The following is a 16,154-nucleotide window of genomic DNA, read 5'->3' as shown; positions in this document are numbered from 1 at the left end:
AATAATATAGACTTCCTTTGCCTATTATCCCATATTTTAAACTTCCTTAATAAACCTAAGATATCAAATCTATCAATTCAAAATATGTTATAATATTTTGGAAAGGAGAATTATGAACAATATTATTTTCCATGTTCCATACTTTGTGGACGAAAGTAGGCTTTCTGGATCTTCCATTCGACCTATGAAACTCCTTCAAGGTTTTAAAGACCTTGGGTACAATGTGGATGTTGTTATGGGTTATGGATCGACCAGAAAAGAAGCCATTTTAAAGATAAAACAAAAAATTGAACAAGGCACAATTTACGACTTTTGCTATAGCGAAAGTTCGACTATGCCTACATTACTTACAGAAAAAAATCACTTGCCAAGCTATCCCTTTTTAGACTTTGGTTTTTTTAAATTTCTAAAATCTAAGGGGATAAAGATTGGACTTTTTTACCGAGATATATACTGGCTATTTGAAGAGTATAGGAAAAGTGTATCTTTGTCTAAAAGACTTGTATCCACGTTTTTTTATAAATATGATTTAAGGAAATATGAAGAACTAGTTGATTTAATCTATCTTCCAAGCCTTAAGATGAAAAAGTATATTCCTATAAATCAAAATTTACTATTTGATGAACTTCCGCCTGGAATAGACGAAAAGGTGGAATATAAAAAAGAAAACTCACCAAAACTAAAGTTCTTCTACGTGGGAGGCCTTGGAGATTTGTATCAATTGGATGAGTTCTTAAAGGCCATAAACTTTCTTGAATTTACCCATCTTACTATTTGTACAAGAAAGGATGAGTGGGAAAATTTGAAAGAACGCTACAGTCCCTATTTAAATGATAGGATAACAATTATTCATGAAGATCCTAAAGGTTATGAACCTTTTCTAAAAGATGCTGATATTGGAGTCCTATATGTTAAACCAGTGGAATATCGGGACTTTGCAGTTCCTGTTAAACTTTTTGAATATATTAAATATTCAAAACCTATTTTAACTGTCGAAAACACCGCCGTTGGTGATTTTGTAGAAAAAAATGATATTGGATGGTCTCTGCCCTACTCTTCCTATGAGTTGAAGTTACTACTTAATAGGCTATATGAAAACAGGTCAGAAATTGATGAAAAGAAAAAAAACACACAGGAGATTATCCATAAACACACCTGGAAGGCTAGAGCTTTAAAGGTTAAGGAGGATTTGACTAAATAATATGAAGATATTATCCATCATTGGTGCAAGGCCACAGTTTGTAAAAGAGGCAATCTTGCAACATGAAATCAATAAATACGACGATATAGAAGAAACCGTTGTTCATACTGGACAACACTTCGATGAAAACATGTCCAGCGTATTCTTTGATGTACTCAAAATGAAAAAACCAGACTATAACCTGGGAATAAATGGAATGACCCATGGTAAAATGACTGGAACTATGATTATTGAAATAGAGAAGATTTTAATAAAGGAAAAACCAGACTTTCTTGTACTCTATGGAGACACCAACTCCACCTTGGCCGGAGCAATTGCAGCATCAAAACTGGGCATAAAAGTTTGTCATGTGGAAGCGGGCCTTAGACAAGAACCAAAGACCATGCCTGAAGAAATAAATAGGGTTTTAACGGATAGAATTTCAAATTATCTATTTGTCCCTAGCCAATACGGTATGGACAATTTAAAAAGGGAAAACATCGTTGAAAACGTCTATTTTACCGGCGATGTAATGTATGATATCTTCCTAAAGATGAAACCTAAATTTGACGACAGCCTTATGTCCAATTTAGGTCTAGAAGAAAATAATTTTATCTTAATGACACTACATAGGGACTTTAACGTAGACAAAAAAGAAACTTTAGAGGAAATCTTAAATCAGGTTGCCAAGGTTTCAAGACAAATACCTGTAGTCTTTCCAATACACCCTAGGACTAGGGCAAGGGTAAAAAGCTTTGGACTAGAAGCCTTATTAGAAAACATTAAAATTCTTGACCCTATAGACTACCTTAAACTTATGGGCCTTACACTGCACTGCAAAAAAGTCCTTACGGATAGTGGAGGGTTTCAAAAGGAATCCTACTTTGCAGGTAAAAGCGCTGTCGTCGTTATGGAAGACACCTCTTGGAGAGAACTAACCGACAAGAAGATAAACATTCTGTCCTCTCCCGATAAGATCTACGATAATATGATGAAAGATGCGTCAAGAAATTTTGAGAAAAATATATATGGAAGTGGCGATGCAGCAAAGAAGATAGTTGAAGTTTTACATGAAAGTGTTATAGACAAATAATGCAAATTTGAAAAAGAAAAGGGAGCTCTTTAACTTAAAAAAGTTACTGAGTTCCCTTATATTTTTATTTGTTTATGGTCTCAAATTCCCTTAAAAAATTCCCATCTTTTCCTAAAGTACCCTCATCGTATTTTTGTCCTTCTTCTGGTGGTTTACCATCATAAGTACTGTAGTATACGCCATTGTAGTACTCATCATATTTCTTTGGTATTACAATTATCGGAGGGTCATAAATGCTGTAGTCATATCGAAGCTCCACTCCTGGTTCGTTTTTAAGAGTGATTACTTTGCCAAAATATAGTAGATTTAGACTAAATCCAAAGGATTCTTCTAAAATTTCTTCCTTCTTTATTCCCTGCTTAGCTATAAAATCATCAATCCTCTTCTCTACAATATATCCTGTAATATATCTAGAGGCAATGTGCAATAGGATTAAAGCTGCAATAATAATTATAATTTTCTTCTTCATTTAATCACCTCTAGTTTTTTTTACCGTTTTTTATGACATTGTCAATAATAATTTTTATTTATTTTCAAACTATCATTTTTTCACTTTGCCATGTAATAAAATAATAAAACTTCATATATTTTTAGCTTTATTAGAAAAACCCCTACTTCATTTTGTAAGGGTTTAACGTGATTTTTATTTGCTAGAGGCTATCTATTTTCATATCTACTTGCCATCTTTAGGTACACGACTGTTGAAAGTTTAAACATAATAAGGTATACCACCAGGTAAATTCCTATGCCAATTGCAGTTGAGATGATAAATGTCTTTTTGTCTATGATACCAACAATTTTTACTATATCAAAGACTATTTTAGATGAACCTAGGGTATGACAGATTGCAACGAAGAAGGGTGCGAAGAACATAAAGAAGTTTTGTCTTGAAACATTCTTCTTGATTTGATTTTGTGACATACCCATCTTTCTCATAATTGCAATATTCTTTCCGTCCGTCACCCCTTCTGCTATCTGTTTATAGTAGATGATAATGGAGGTGGATATAACAAAGATAAGTGACAAAAGAGTCGCTACAATATAAACTCCGCTATATATATTACTAAATTCCACTCTGCTTGTAATTCCGTCTGTAAATCCCGTTGAATATTGTTGTGAAATTTTCTCTGATGTCATAATTTCAGTAATTTTCTTTGTAAAATTAGGGTTTGAAACGGTATTGTCCTTTACATCTATAAAGATATCCGTTTGTGGGGTGTATGTTCCTCCGTCTTTTTTATTCCCTATAAATTCATCAATTTCGTCGGTTATTTCTTTACTATCCTCTACCACAAGAACTAGATTGTGAAATAGACCCTCCGTTGGACTATTGAAATGATTTGGAATTGTTTCTAACATCTTTGTCTTGTAATCTAACTTCCCAAACTTAAAATCTTCATAGGTGTATCCCCTATTGGAATAGATTAAAACTTCCTTATCCTTTAAATCGTATTTTTTATCAGACAGGCCGTTAAACTGGTCGATGTTTACAAGGGAGACAAGGGTAAAGTCCTTTTCAAAGACCTTTTCTGTTCCCTCTTCGTATACTACAGGAACGAATTCCGAGTCCTTTTTTTCGATTCCAAAGAGGATCTTTTCTCCCACTTTAATATCATTTAGAGGTACATTTTCCTCCTGGGATATTTTTTCTATTTCCTGTTTAATATTTTCGTCCAAGTCCCTGTCCTGTCCGTAGTACATAAGAGCATAGTCGGAAGGAAATGCATATTCTAAAAAAGTCTCCTTACTTTTTAGTAATCCTGTTAAGGATGTAAACACTACTAAAAACATGGTCGAAATTATACAAATACTGGCAAGGGCTGCAGAGGATTCCTTAACTCTAAAAAGAAGTCCTGAGATGAAGGTCATGTTTTTTTCCTTATAGTAAACCCTCTTATTCTTCTTCAATGCTTTAAGAAGAATTATAGAAATTGAGCCAAATAGAAAGTAAGTTCCAAATATTACTGCTATAACTGCTACAAAGAAGACCTTTAAACTTTTAATTATAGAGTCTGTCGTCAGTGCTGCATAATAACCATAGCCAAGTAAAGACAACCCTAAAACAATTCCTATTATTGAAGCCTTAGGTTCCTTTTCTCCCTCTTTACTCTTTTGTAGAAGTTGTATAGGGTTTGACCTCATAATTGAAAAGATATTGATTATTCCCAAAACCAAGTGCATAAGCACAAACATTCTAATGGTCTCTTTGATAAAGAAAGTATTTATGTTAAATATTTCAATGTTTGTAATCCCCAGTATCTTTGCTATTATCTTCAGTATAAGGGGGTAACTTAAAAGCAATGTACCAATCCCAATGGCTATGGACAATATAGATGTGATAACAGTTTCAATTCCTATGACTTTCCCAATACTCTTTTTTGACGCCCCCAACATTGAGTAAAGCGCCAAATCCTTTATCCTGCTCTTGTTTAAAACCGCATTGATATACAGTAGGAAAAATATGGCAAATATCATTATTATCCATGTTCCAAGCCCTAAAACCTGGGCAATGGTCCTAGACCCCTTGCTATTTGCAATGAATGCTTCACTTTGCAAGTTCAATAGCAACAAGTAGATATATACAAAAACCCCGGAAGCCAAGATATAGGGAATGTAAATCATCTTATTGTTTTTTATATTGTTAAAAGCAAGTTTAAATTCCAGCTTCTTCAATTGTGTCACCTCCAGAGAGCAACATCATCTGGGTTTGTACCAGCTTTTTATACATCTGTTCGTTGTTCATGTCACCTTTATATAGGTCATAGAATATGATGCCGTCTTTTATAAATAGCACCCTGGAAGCTCGAGATGCCGCCATGGTAGAATGGGTTACCATCAAAATGGTTTGGCCCTTCATGTTCAAGTCCTCAAAAAGATTTAAAAGTTCCATACTGGAATTTGAATCCAAGGCTCCTGTAGGCTCATCTGCCAAAAGTAGCTTAGGATATGTTATCATGGCTCTGGCTATGGCAATCCTCTGTTTTTGTCCACCGGAAACTTCATAGGGATATTTGTTTAAAAGATTTTCAATATTCAATTCCGAAGCAATCTTTTTAATCCTCTCTTGCATTAAACTTACCTTTTCATTTGACAAAACCATTGGCAAAAAGATATTGTCCCTGTTGTTTAGCGAGTTTAATAGATTGAAGTCCTGGTATACAAAACCTAAGTTCTTCCTTCGAAATTCCGCTTGTGAATCCTCTGACTTTTTAAATATATTTTCGCCATTTAACTTTACTTCACCATAGGTAGGGTGGTCCACCGTTGCAATAATATTTAGCAAAGTGGTCTTTCCTGAACCAGATTCCCCCATGATTGCGACAAATTCTCCCTTATCTACAGCAAAATTGACATCTTTCAAGGCTTCAACAGAAGTCTTTTTTCCTTTATATACTTTTTTTAAATTCGTTACCTCTAAAATATTCATAACAACCTCCTTGAGACTATCTTACATCCTTTTGAAATAATAATCCCAAATCTAAACTTACAGTTTTTATATAACCTTACAATTTGTAATATAGAAAGTTTAAAGGACAGCCCTAGGACTGTCCAATTACTCAAAAACTAATCTTCAATAAGCTCTTTTCTTCGTATATTTATTTTAAAGGTGGTTTTAATATATTAAAACCAATTAGTCGCATACTTTATGTTATTTCTCAGACAGTTTATTTTTAGGTTAAATTCCACTTCTTTTAATCTACATTTATTGAGTTCATTATTTATTTATTATTATTTTATTATTATTATATAGTAATGTTGCTTTAGTGCGGATATGGTCCAAGATATAAATCTAGATATGATCTTTTATTCCCATTTCTCATTTTATATTTCAATGTACGTTCGGCAGCAATGAGCATAGGTTCTCTTTGTGTTTGAAGACCTCCTGTAACAATAACCTTTACTGTTGGTATATTAAAAATTGAACTTCTAAGATTTACTACTATGATATCTAAATTAGGATTAGTTTTTCGTATTTTTTTTAAAAGAACTCCTATAGCCTCTTGAATTGTATTTACATTTTTTATTTCTGATACATTTCCTATTTCTACTATTTTAGTATCATTTTTAATTTCACTATTATAGAAATGTGATAATCCATATAAACTTACATGATCTTTTGAAAAATTTCTATGTGTTTTTCTATAGAATCTATTATTATCTTTTGTTACATAATAAGGATAAGCCTGAATGGCTTCGGTAATAGATCTTTCCAAAGCTATTTCAGGTATGAAAGATGCTCCAAAACCACTAAACGCAAATTTAAGATAGTCTTTTTTGTTATATATCCAACTTTTGATTACTGGAATTCCTAAATCAGATGTATAATTTTTACTAATTACTTCAAATCCTTCTAGTCTTATTTTATTTATCAATGATAATATCCTAGAATCATTTATAGAATCATAATTTATTGTATCAGTTGATATGCCGGTACTTTGATAAATCATCCAAGAATCATGTTCTATTATTTCTAATAAAGCTTGTAATATTGCATCTAAATAATTTTCACTCGCAGAAAGACCTGAAGAAGTTAAGCTTAAATAATCTCCATAAAAATATGCGTCAGATAAAAATACTAAAGATGCTGGTATAAGTTTTGAATTCCTGTCAATTAATGAGTATCCCCATACCCAATCAATTGTCATGTCTTTGTCAAATCTTTCATAGGGCAAAGAAAGTTCTTTTGCATAATTTACAATTTCTCCAACATCTGTAGCATATTTTTTTAGAGTGTTAAAAGAACCTCTTATAATTTCTTGTTCACCTCTGTACTTAGATGATATTCTTTCAACTAATTCATACCCTGCAGAAAGAAAGGCTTGTTCTTCAGTGATTCCTTTTCCATATGATAATTGAGAGTCTACTAACATATTATTTATAAATAGGCCTTCACATTTTGAATTATAAGTTATCATAATATCTTTGAATATACTATTATAATCTGGTTCAATCTTTATACTTAAATCCAAAGCATTTATTGAATCTTTAAGCTTTTTGTAGGAAGCCTCGTAATCCGAAATACGTGTTCCTCCATTAAAATATTTAAATATATCACTCCCTCCCAAATTATATTCAAATTGAGGGATTTCCATTTTCTTAACATTTGTTGATTTTTTAATGTTCTTATTTATATTATTACAGCTTTTACAAAGTGATGTAGAAGCATAAAAGCTTTCTTTAACGTTTAAGAAAGGTTTAAATTTAATTATTATTTCCTTATTTGCTAAATAAGTCTCAGATTTATAAGCAATATTAAGAATTTGATCATTTAATTGTTTTAGGATAATTGTCAATTCATTAATATTAACATTTATTAAGTCTTCCGAGAACTCAAGTTTTGAAATTTCATTATTACAGATTTTTGCTTGGCCACTATTTATTGAATTATAGTGTTGAAAAAGACTTTTTATGCAACAATCAACACAAGCTGATTCCCAAGGAATTACATATGGTCCTAATATATAATTATTAAACTTTTTCCTTAGTAATACAAATTTGATATTATGATTTAATAAGAATTTATTGATGTTGATTATATCATCATTGCTTTTTTTGTCTAAGAATAATATTAATAAAGGATCGTGAAATTTAGTTGCTTCCCTAATGTCTTTAAGAATTTTAACATTGCTATTTATATTCGAAAACAATTCAAGACATAATTGATTACCATAAGCAATAATATTCTTAACCATTGTGTTCTTATCTACTTTTTTAGTAATTATTTCTAAATTTATCAAGACTTGTAAATATCTTTTTATATCTTCTTCATCAAATGTATTCCCTAATCTTTCAATCACAGAATTTAATTTACCGTTTAAATTAATTATTCCAAGAATTTCCTCTAGTATATATAAATCTCCTGTCAAAATAAAATATCCTTTGCTATTTTCGACGATTGCTCTTTGTTCAGAAATTTTATATACCCTACTTAAGTTATTAATAGTATACATAAAACTACCTCTCATGCTCTAATTTTTTTAAAGTTTTAATTAATATATATTTTAGTTGATTTTCTTTTTCTTTATCTATCCCAAATAATCTATTTGCTGACAAATGAATCAAGCTTGTCAACCCTATAACATCTAAGTTTTTAAATGCCTTACCAAGAGTTTTAAAGTGTTTTAAATAATGACTCCTTAATTCTTGGTGAGTAATATTTCTTTTTAGCTTATCGCAAATGAGTTTATCTTTCTTATTTATCTTAGAGTAATCAATCGTTGCATTTAAAATATCTATAATTTTTTGGTTGTCAATATTGGATTTTATAATGTAATTAACAGTATTTAATAAGTAGTTCTTTAATTTTTCCTGTTCATTTCCTTCTGATATTAATTTGCCAGCTTCTTTACTTTCAATTATAAAGATATTTTCATAATCCCTGTATTTCTCTATTCCACCATACCTATTATATTCAGGTTCAAAACATTCTAAAGAGTATTTGTGGATTATATTATCCATCTCTAGATTGTGAAACTCTTTATCAATTTTAATAAGCTGGTCCATCGTAATATTTATTATTCTCAACCTCAAGGAACTATGATTATCGTCTAAGTAATTTATAAAAAAGAAATCATTGTTACATATATCAAAAAATTTAGTCCAAAAGTATCTCTTATAACATTCTAATATTTTTATGTTAAAATTTGCATAACGTCTAAAGAGAGATTTAGTATTTTTTTCATAGGTCCTAGCTTGTTTAAATATTTTCTTTTCCTCAGTATTCAAGACTCTAAGTACTATACTTTCTCTATTTAACTTATCCTTTTCTTCTTCTATTTCCTCCAAAAACACTTCTTTATTACGGGATAATTTGTATAAACAATTTAAATCATCAGTATCTCGTATGTTTATCGGTAATTTCATATCTAAATGTTTAATATTTAAAAATTTAGGTAGTTTTTTTGCAAAAACTATTTCGTCTATTTCTTTTAGGTATGTTTTATAATCTACATTCCTGTTAATAAACTTCCAAGTCCTATTGCATATAGTTATTCCTTTGTACGTAATTTTAGGTATATATTTTCTATCTTTCATTAGGTGTTTAACTGGATTCCTATTTAAGAGCATTCCCGACGAAAACAAAATTAATGTTTTTTCAATATTGTTTAGATATTTCAAGTTTAGATTATCTGATTTTCTTACATATATATCTGTTTTATTTTTATTGTCCCATAAAATAAATTCATCATTTTGAAATACTATTTCTATTTCATTTAACATTATTGTCTTGTCCACATTACTAGGAACAGTATTTATAGGGATGTTCTTTTGAACTTCTGTAAATCCATAAACCAATTTATCCAAATTTGAAGTTAAAGGCCTGTAAATCAACTCAACTTCTGATGCGCTAACTTTTCTATTTGTTATAGCACTATTGCAGAATCGCCCCTCAGTACTTCCAACATTTAAACTTCTGTACATTTCATCAAGATAAAAAGTATTATTAGAATTTTTCTCTAAAAATAAATCAAAACTCCTCGGATAATATCTCTTACCGCTTAGATTAATTTCTTTAAAAATATTTTCTAACTTTATCTCATCATCGATAATAGATTCATCAATTTTTTGATATACATTTTTGACTTCTTTCGAATTTTTAAACCCTTCCTCAATGTAATATTCAAGATCTTTAAAAAAATTTATGTTAAGTAAAAAATTATAAAAATCCTTAAATTTAACTTTTTGATATTCTCCAAATCTCTCTAAATATTCCTCAATAATTTGTTTTTTTAAATCTTTCATAATCAAATATTCTAAATTTATCATTACTTTGATCATATTTTCAAAGCTCTCCAACTTTGAAGGTTCAATGTTTAAATTTTTAGGTTTTAAAATAGTGTTAACTATAATAGGATCAGTAATTTCTCTATTTATTGTGTACATTTGATTAACAAGATCTTCAAATTTTTTTATTCCTTCACCTATTTTAAGCTTTTCATAATTTGAAATTTTCTCTTTTATAGATTCAAATCTTTTAATAGGCATATTTAATTTTTTAAGAATTTCAATCTGCTTATCTAATAAGCTATAGTTTTTTAATGGAATCTCCGTTTCAGGAATTAAAATTTTCAAATCAATTAAATCTATAATTAATTCCTTTACATCATCTTCAGTAAATTTCCCTATATTAGAAACTATATTTCTTATATCTGTATAGGAAGTAAATGTGCTTTTTAATTTTAAAAAGTAATTTATAATTTCATTTCTTTCAATTATTATAGATTCTCTTTCTCCACTTTTACGATCTTGAATATATAATTTTATAGTTTCATTGTCTTCAATTATTGATGCATTTACGTAATATTTAAGCTTTTTGTAGTGTATTGTTACTAATTTCTCGTTAAGCTTATCCAGCCATTTAGGGTTAATTTGTACTATCTTCTTATCAACACACTCGATATTCATTCGGTTTTTGTTTTGAATGCTGGCGCTATTAATGCTCAAAATATCCATTCCAGAAAAGAGTCCAAACGGAGTGGTTCTATATATAGATCTTTTATAATAATTAAATAAAGATGTATTTATCTGTTTAATTTTTCGGACATTACTTTCCCTTGTTGCTTTAAGTAATTCGTTATATAAACTAGTATTGGATGCTAGAATCTGTTCTTGAAATATTTGATTTTTCTTAATAAAATTTAACATGTCATTTAACTTTATATCTTTGCTATAAGAATGGATAGTTGTCCGGTATAGCCCTGTATTCAATATGCTAAAATTACTCAAGTTCTCACCTCTTCAATTTCATGTCCTATATTAATTGCTTTTTTTCATTATTTTGTTGTGTAAAGTATAATATAATATGCAACCAATAGCTGAAAATAATGCCCATGAATTTGACATCCCTAAAACATCTGAAAGAAATCCCTGAAAAACCAACAATAATCCTACTATAAGCGAGTTTAGAAAACTAAATGTAGAAAATAAGGTATTTCTATTTTTGTCATCCGTAATTACATTAGAGTGAAAATAACTCATATTAACAGCGAGAGTAATCGTATTTATTACTACATGAGCTAAGAAGAAAAATATAGGTATATATTTGTTAAATTTATCAGTAACAGATAAAAAAATTATCAATAATACATCAAATATTACTAACTTTAAAATATCTTTCTGCTGAATTTTGGTTTTTGATACCATCCAATTTCCTAATACGAACGATCCAACTATTAGCACTTGGATTACTCCTAATAGATTCGTATCTCTAAAAACTATACTCCATTGATTTACTGGTCCCATATCCATCACAGATGGTATTGTAAAATATATACTTAAAAGGATAAATTCCTTACTTATAACTTTAGTATAACTTTTGAATGTATTTCTAAGTTTATTTTTCTTTTCCTTTTGAGTCCTTTTTCTTTTCGGAAATATTAGAAAAAAAAACAATAAGCAAATAGTATATGCAATAAAGGAAAGATAAATAGGGTACTTTGGATTTATTTTATATATTATTTGTAAAACCAGAAAGGAAAATATAATTGATATTATGCTAGTATATATATTTGAAGTAGAGAATACCTTTTGTATTATTGACTGTTCAAAAGTCTCATTTAATTCCGATTTTAAATAATTAACAATCCAGCTTGATAAGCATCCAGAATTTGCTGCACTTGATACCCCGAATATAAAAGAAGATAATAGTAGTAAAGGAGTATTGGTTTTTATTATCAGTAAGCCCAAACCTAAAATACTTAACCCAGTAGATAAAATCATAGTATTTTTTGTTCCATGCCTGTCTGTGAAAATTCCACAAGGGATTTCAAATATTCCAGATGAAATCCACAAAATAGATATACTTATACCGATAATACTTGCAGAAAGCCCATTATCCATATAGAACATATATGACACTGGATTAAATAACGATGCCGCCACAAATAGTAATATTTGTGAAAAATAATAGATGTAAACATTTTTCCTTTCCATTTTAGTCTAAAATTAGGAACTAACTAAAGATTCCCAATTTTGTAACCTCCTTTCCTTTTAATGCCGTTTTTAATCTTTTAGTAATTTTTCTATTGTTAAAATCTATATCTTGATAAGTAGGAATTATTACTCTAACTACATTAAGAGGTAATTCCTTTCTCGATAGGTTCGCTATTAATATATATGGGGAATCGATTTGTGAAACTAAAAAATCAATATCTTTCTTTAAATTATTACTTCGTGAATCTTTATATTCTGTTGGCATTCTATGGTTTTCTCTTTCGGTAAAAATATGTGTATATTCATAATTTCCTTTTGCCCATTCAAAATATGGTTTCATATATTTATTATTTTGATCTATTTCAATGTTAAATAGCTCAATTTGTGAAACTCTAAGTTGAATTGCTTCTAGTATCGCCCTTCGTGTAGCTGTGTTAATGTCTAAAGACGCACCGCATCCATGAGTAAAAATAGGTATTCTACTTGCTTCTGTCATACAATGCACTACATGATATTCAGATTCTTCATTTAACTTTATTAAATGACAGCGAACCCCTTTTCCTTTGAGATATTCAATAAGTTTAGCATTTTCAAAATCTAAACAGCTTCTGTTGATTACGTATGCTCTGGTATTTGCTTTTTGTTTAATTGAATAAGAATCCCTTTCAATCACTTCTAAAATTCCCTGAAGAATTGCTTCTTCTAAGTTTCTTCCAGATGAAAGTCCTGTAGTTGACTGAGTGTTAAACAAATATTCTATTTTTCTATAATATGGAAAAAATACAAAAGATGCCTCTATCAAAAATCGATTATTATCTTTTAAATTCGTACATAAAACCCAATCGTAAACTTTCTTCTTATTAAATCTTCCTATTTCATTGTTGTTAACATCTATGTTCATACAGGTAGGATTTATTATTTCGTATCCTTTCTTTTTTAGTTCTTGATAAGTGCCTGTAATTATTTTATCTTTATCTGATATTTTTGCTGAATATCTTTCAATACATTCTCCAACAAAGCTATTATATGCTTGAATTTCGCTATGTCCTTTTCCGCCTTGTACTAAAAACCTAATATTATCATCATAAGATGCAGTTTCCCCAGAATAAACAGGAATTCCAATAATATCTTTTGAATCTGTTCGTTCAATTTTCTGAATTATAGAAAAACGGCCTATAGGAAAAACCACTCTGCTACTTTGTTCACGATAACCAGTTTCCAAAGTTAAATATTCCTGTGCTTTTAACTTTATATTAGCACTTCTAAAATCTCTTGGTAATGAATTAAATATACTGGTTACATATATGGATTTGTCATTTTTTAGATAGTATACAATTTCATTACTATTTATTTTGATTGTTTCATTAATAATTTGATTGATTGTTGACAATTTCGTTTCATCGTTAAAATATATTTTTTTCTCCTGTGTACTCAACAATCTTCTTATATTATAATTAAGACCCTCAATGTATCTAGTATAGATTTCTAATGTATTTAATTTATTATTCTTATCTATGTACAATATTAGGTCAAAGAATTCTATTATAGCAGATTTCTTTTCTTTCTTAAGTTGTTGTAGTATTGATTTCAATTCTGATAAGTTGAAAATTTTATACATCAAATAGATAGAATTTTCTATTTCTATTTCACTCACATCGTAATTTTTAGAAAAATTTTCATCTTCTATTCTAACTTCATTAATTAACTCTAAATTATCTTCATAATTAACTTTATATAATTCCTTTTCATCTTCAAAGTAGAATTCTTTTCCACATTTAAAATAAAACATTTTCCACCTTCCCATATTAACTAAATAAAAACACAACCATCAGATTTTTCATTATATAATTCTGATAGTTGTGTCTACTACTATTTAGTTTAATTTGCAGAGCATGTATAGCTACTCTTAGACTGCGAAGCAACCCCTGATTCTTGCTTCACCTTTACAGCTTTTAATGTCAGGGCTTTTTTTGCTTTTTCTTTTTTTGTTTTCATAATTCTTCCCTCCTTTAATTTGTATATTACATCATTTAATATATAAGTGTCAAGCTTTTATTCTATTTTTTTAAATCCTTTTCATAATTTTTCTATTTATAATTTCAAATTGTATTATCTTCCTTAACTGTTTAAAACAATATTGAAACATGAGTAAGAGATATTTAATTAAATTTACCTTTTTAATTCAAAAATTACTATCAACCATCATAAAGGCAACTCGAACTTTTCAGGCAGGATTTCATGTACTTAGTTGGACAGCCCTAGGACTGTCCAATTACTCAAAAACTAATCTTCAATAAGCTCTTTTCTTCGTATATTTATTTTGAAGGTGGTTCCTCTATTGACTTTTGACTCTATCTTGTAGTCGTATTTCAAACGTTTTAGGATATCGTCTACAAGGTATAGCCCTATTCCTGTGGAGTTGCTGAAGTTTCTACCATTTTCTCCCGTGAAACCAAAGCTTGTAACATTTGCAAGGTCCTCTTTTGGTATACCAATTCCCGAATCTTCGATTATCAGTTTGTAATTGTCCTCTTGATTACTAATACGGATTCCACCCTTTACTGTATACTTCAAAGCATTAAAGATGATCTGATCTAACACGAAACTAAACCATTTGGGATCTGTAACTATGGTGACATCTTTTAACTGAAGTTCTAGTTTTAAGTTCTTCTCTATAAAGAAGAGCCTGTACTTTCTAATGGTCTTTCTGACTATTCTTTCCAAACTTATCTTTTTAAAGGAATAGTCCTTGGACTTTTCCTTTGACTTCATATAATTTATCATCTGGCTAATATACTCTTCTGTCTTTTGTACTTCAATTTCCACTTCTTTTTCCCCTGCCCTTTCCGACATTAAAAGTATGGCGGCAAGGGGTGTTTTAACCTGATGGGCCCAAAGGGTTAGGTAGGAATTTAATTCACTTAAACTCTTGGCATTTTTCATCTTTATATCCAAGACTTCCCTTTCTAAGTCCTCGTAAAGTTCTTTATTTTTTTTATTTAAACCATCTTTTTGCAAAATTTCAAAGTCTGGAGAGTGTAACAACCTATTAAAACGCAAAGTTCTATAAATTATAGGGATTAAGAGTATGCCTAAGGACAGGGACATATAGTATAGTAGTACAGTTTTACTATAGTCAAAGGCATAAAACAGAATTAATGAAACCAATCCCATTATTAAATAGGTGGTAAAAAAGTCCTTATTTATTTTGAAGAAGTCTTTCATCGTATTATATAACCTACTCCTTTTTTCGTTTCTACAAAATCTTCTATGCCGATATCGCTAAGTTTTTTCCTAAGTCTTGTCACATTGACCGTCAATGTGTTGTCGTCAATGTAGGAATCGGTAGACCAAAGTTTATCCATTATCAACGCTCTGGTAACCACTTTACCAATATTTTCCATTAGAATTTCTAGTATCAAGTATTCATTCTTACTTAATGAAACCTCACAACCCTCATAGGCTATGGTCATTGAATCTAGGTCTAAAACCACATCCCTATGCTTTATCTGTGAAGACAGATTTTTGTTAAAGGTGTAGGCCCTTCTAAGTTGTGCCTTTATCTTTGAACTAAGTATCTGCATTTGAAAGGGCTTTGCTAGAAAGTCGTCTCCACCGTAGTTAATTGCATTTATCAAATTGATGTCGTCACCGGCAGAAGTTAAAAATATAATTGGAACATTGGAAAAGCTTCTTATTTCTTCACATAATAAAAAACCATTCTTATAGGGCAGCTTCAAGTCCATTAGTACCAAGTCGTATTTTTCTTCCTTAAATTCTTCTATCACATTTTTAAAATCCTTTACAGTCCCCGTTTCGTATCCCCAGGTCTGTAATTGAAAAACCAATTCATCAGCTATCTTCTTTTCATCTTCCACAATAAAAATTTTCATAGGCTCCTCCTAGGTCAATTATACAATAAATTCAAATTTTTAGTTTACTGTCTTT

Annotated in this window: 11 protein-coding genes; 2 read left to right on the top strand and 9 right to left on the bottom strand. The window is 29.7% G+C overall.

The window, feature by feature from the left end; genetic code table 11:
• Positions 1–112: 112 nt before the first annotated feature.
• Together Q1K37_RS03640 and wecB are read left to right on the top strand one after the other, a co-directional pair.
• A complete protein-coding gene (locus Q1K37_RS03640) occupies positions 113–1,201 on the top strand; it encodes a glycosyltransferase family 1 protein (RefSeq protein ID WP_300409456.1) in 1,089 nt (362 codons plus the stop codon).
• Between the two features lies 1 nt (position 1,202).
• Positions 1,203–2,273, top strand: coding sequence for a UDP-N-acetylglucosamine 2-epimerase (non-hydrolyzing) (gene wecB, locus Q1K37_RS03635; protein ID WP_300409454.1), 1,071 nt, complete (start codon positions 1,203–1,205; stop codon positions 2,271–2,273).
• 64 nt (positions 2,274–2,337) lie between these two features.
• On the opposite strand, the gene Q1K37_RS03630 is transcribed toward wecB, so the two are convergent.
• From Q1K37_RS03630 to Q1K37_RS03590, 9 genes are all read right to left on the bottom strand, one after another.
• A complete protein-coding gene (locus Q1K37_RS03630) occupies positions 2,338–2,742 on the bottom strand; it encodes a DUF3139 domain-containing protein (protein WP_300409452.1) in 405 nt (134 codons plus the stop codon).
• Between the two features lie 188 nt (positions 2,743–2,930).
• Positions 2,931–4,946 (bottom strand): ABC transporter permease, encoded by a 2,016-nt coding sequence (locus Q1K37_RS03625; protein ID WP_300409451.1) that lies wholly within the window; start codon positions 4,944–4,946, stop codon positions 2,931–2,933.
• The gene (locus tag Q1K37_RS03620) at positions 4,927–5,700 is read right to left on the bottom strand and encodes an ABC transporter ATP-binding protein (protein WP_300409449.1); all 774 of its coding nucleotides are present in this window, start codon (positions 5,698–5,700) and stop codon (positions 4,927–4,929) included. Before Q1K37_RS03620 ends, Q1K37_RS03625 begins: the two co-directional genes overlap by 20 nt.
• A 334-nt stretch (positions 5,701–6,034) precedes the next feature.
• On the bottom strand, positions 6,035–8,224 hold the full coding sequence (locus Q1K37_RS03615) for a YcaO-like family protein (protein ID WP_300409447.1): 2,190 nt from the start codon (positions 8,222–8,224) through the stop codon (positions 6,035–6,037).
• Positions 8,225–8,228: 4 nt separating this feature from the next.
• Entirely contained in the window at positions 8,229–11,000 is a 2,772-nt protein-coding gene (locus tag Q1K37_RS03610) for a thiopeptide-type bacteriocin biosynthesis protein (RefSeq protein WP_300409445.1), read from the bottom strand.
• Between the two features lie 30 nt (positions 11,001–11,030).
• Positions 11,031–12,206 carry an MFS transporter gene (locus Q1K37_RS03605; RefSeq protein ID WP_300409443.1) on the bottom strand — a complete coding sequence of 392 codons (1,176 nt, stop codon included), beginning with the start codon at positions 12,204–12,206 and terminating at the stop codon, positions 11,031–11,033.
• A 19-nt stretch (positions 12,207–12,225) separates the two neighbouring features.
• On the bottom strand, positions 12,226–13,995 hold the full coding sequence (locus tag Q1K37_RS03600) for a YcaO-like family protein (protein WP_300409441.1): 1,770 nt from the start codon (positions 13,993–13,995) through the stop codon (positions 12,226–12,228).
• 494 nt (positions 13,996–14,489) lie between these two features.
• Positions 14,490–15,431, bottom strand: a complete 942-nt coding sequence (locus Q1K37_RS03595) for a sensor histidine kinase (RefSeq protein WP_300409439.1) — start codon at positions 15,429–15,431, stop codon at positions 14,490–14,492.
• On the bottom strand, positions 15,428–16,099 hold the full coding sequence (locus Q1K37_RS03590; RefSeq protein ID WP_300409437.1) for a response regulator transcription factor: 672 nt from the start codon (positions 16,097–16,099) through the stop codon (positions 15,428–15,430). The genes Q1K37_RS03595 and Q1K37_RS03590 overlap by 4 nt, the downstream gene beginning before the upstream one ends.
• Positions 16,100–16,154: the final 55 nt, after the last annotated feature.

Origin of the sequence: Lagierella sp. (assembly GCF_029983815.1) — a bacterium.
GTDB lineage: Bacteria > Bacillota > Clostridia > Tissierellales > Peptoniphilaceae > Mediannikoviicoccus.
The sequence above is the reverse complement of the archived record's forward strand: the minus strand, read 5'-3'. Positions and strand labels throughout refer to the sequence as shown.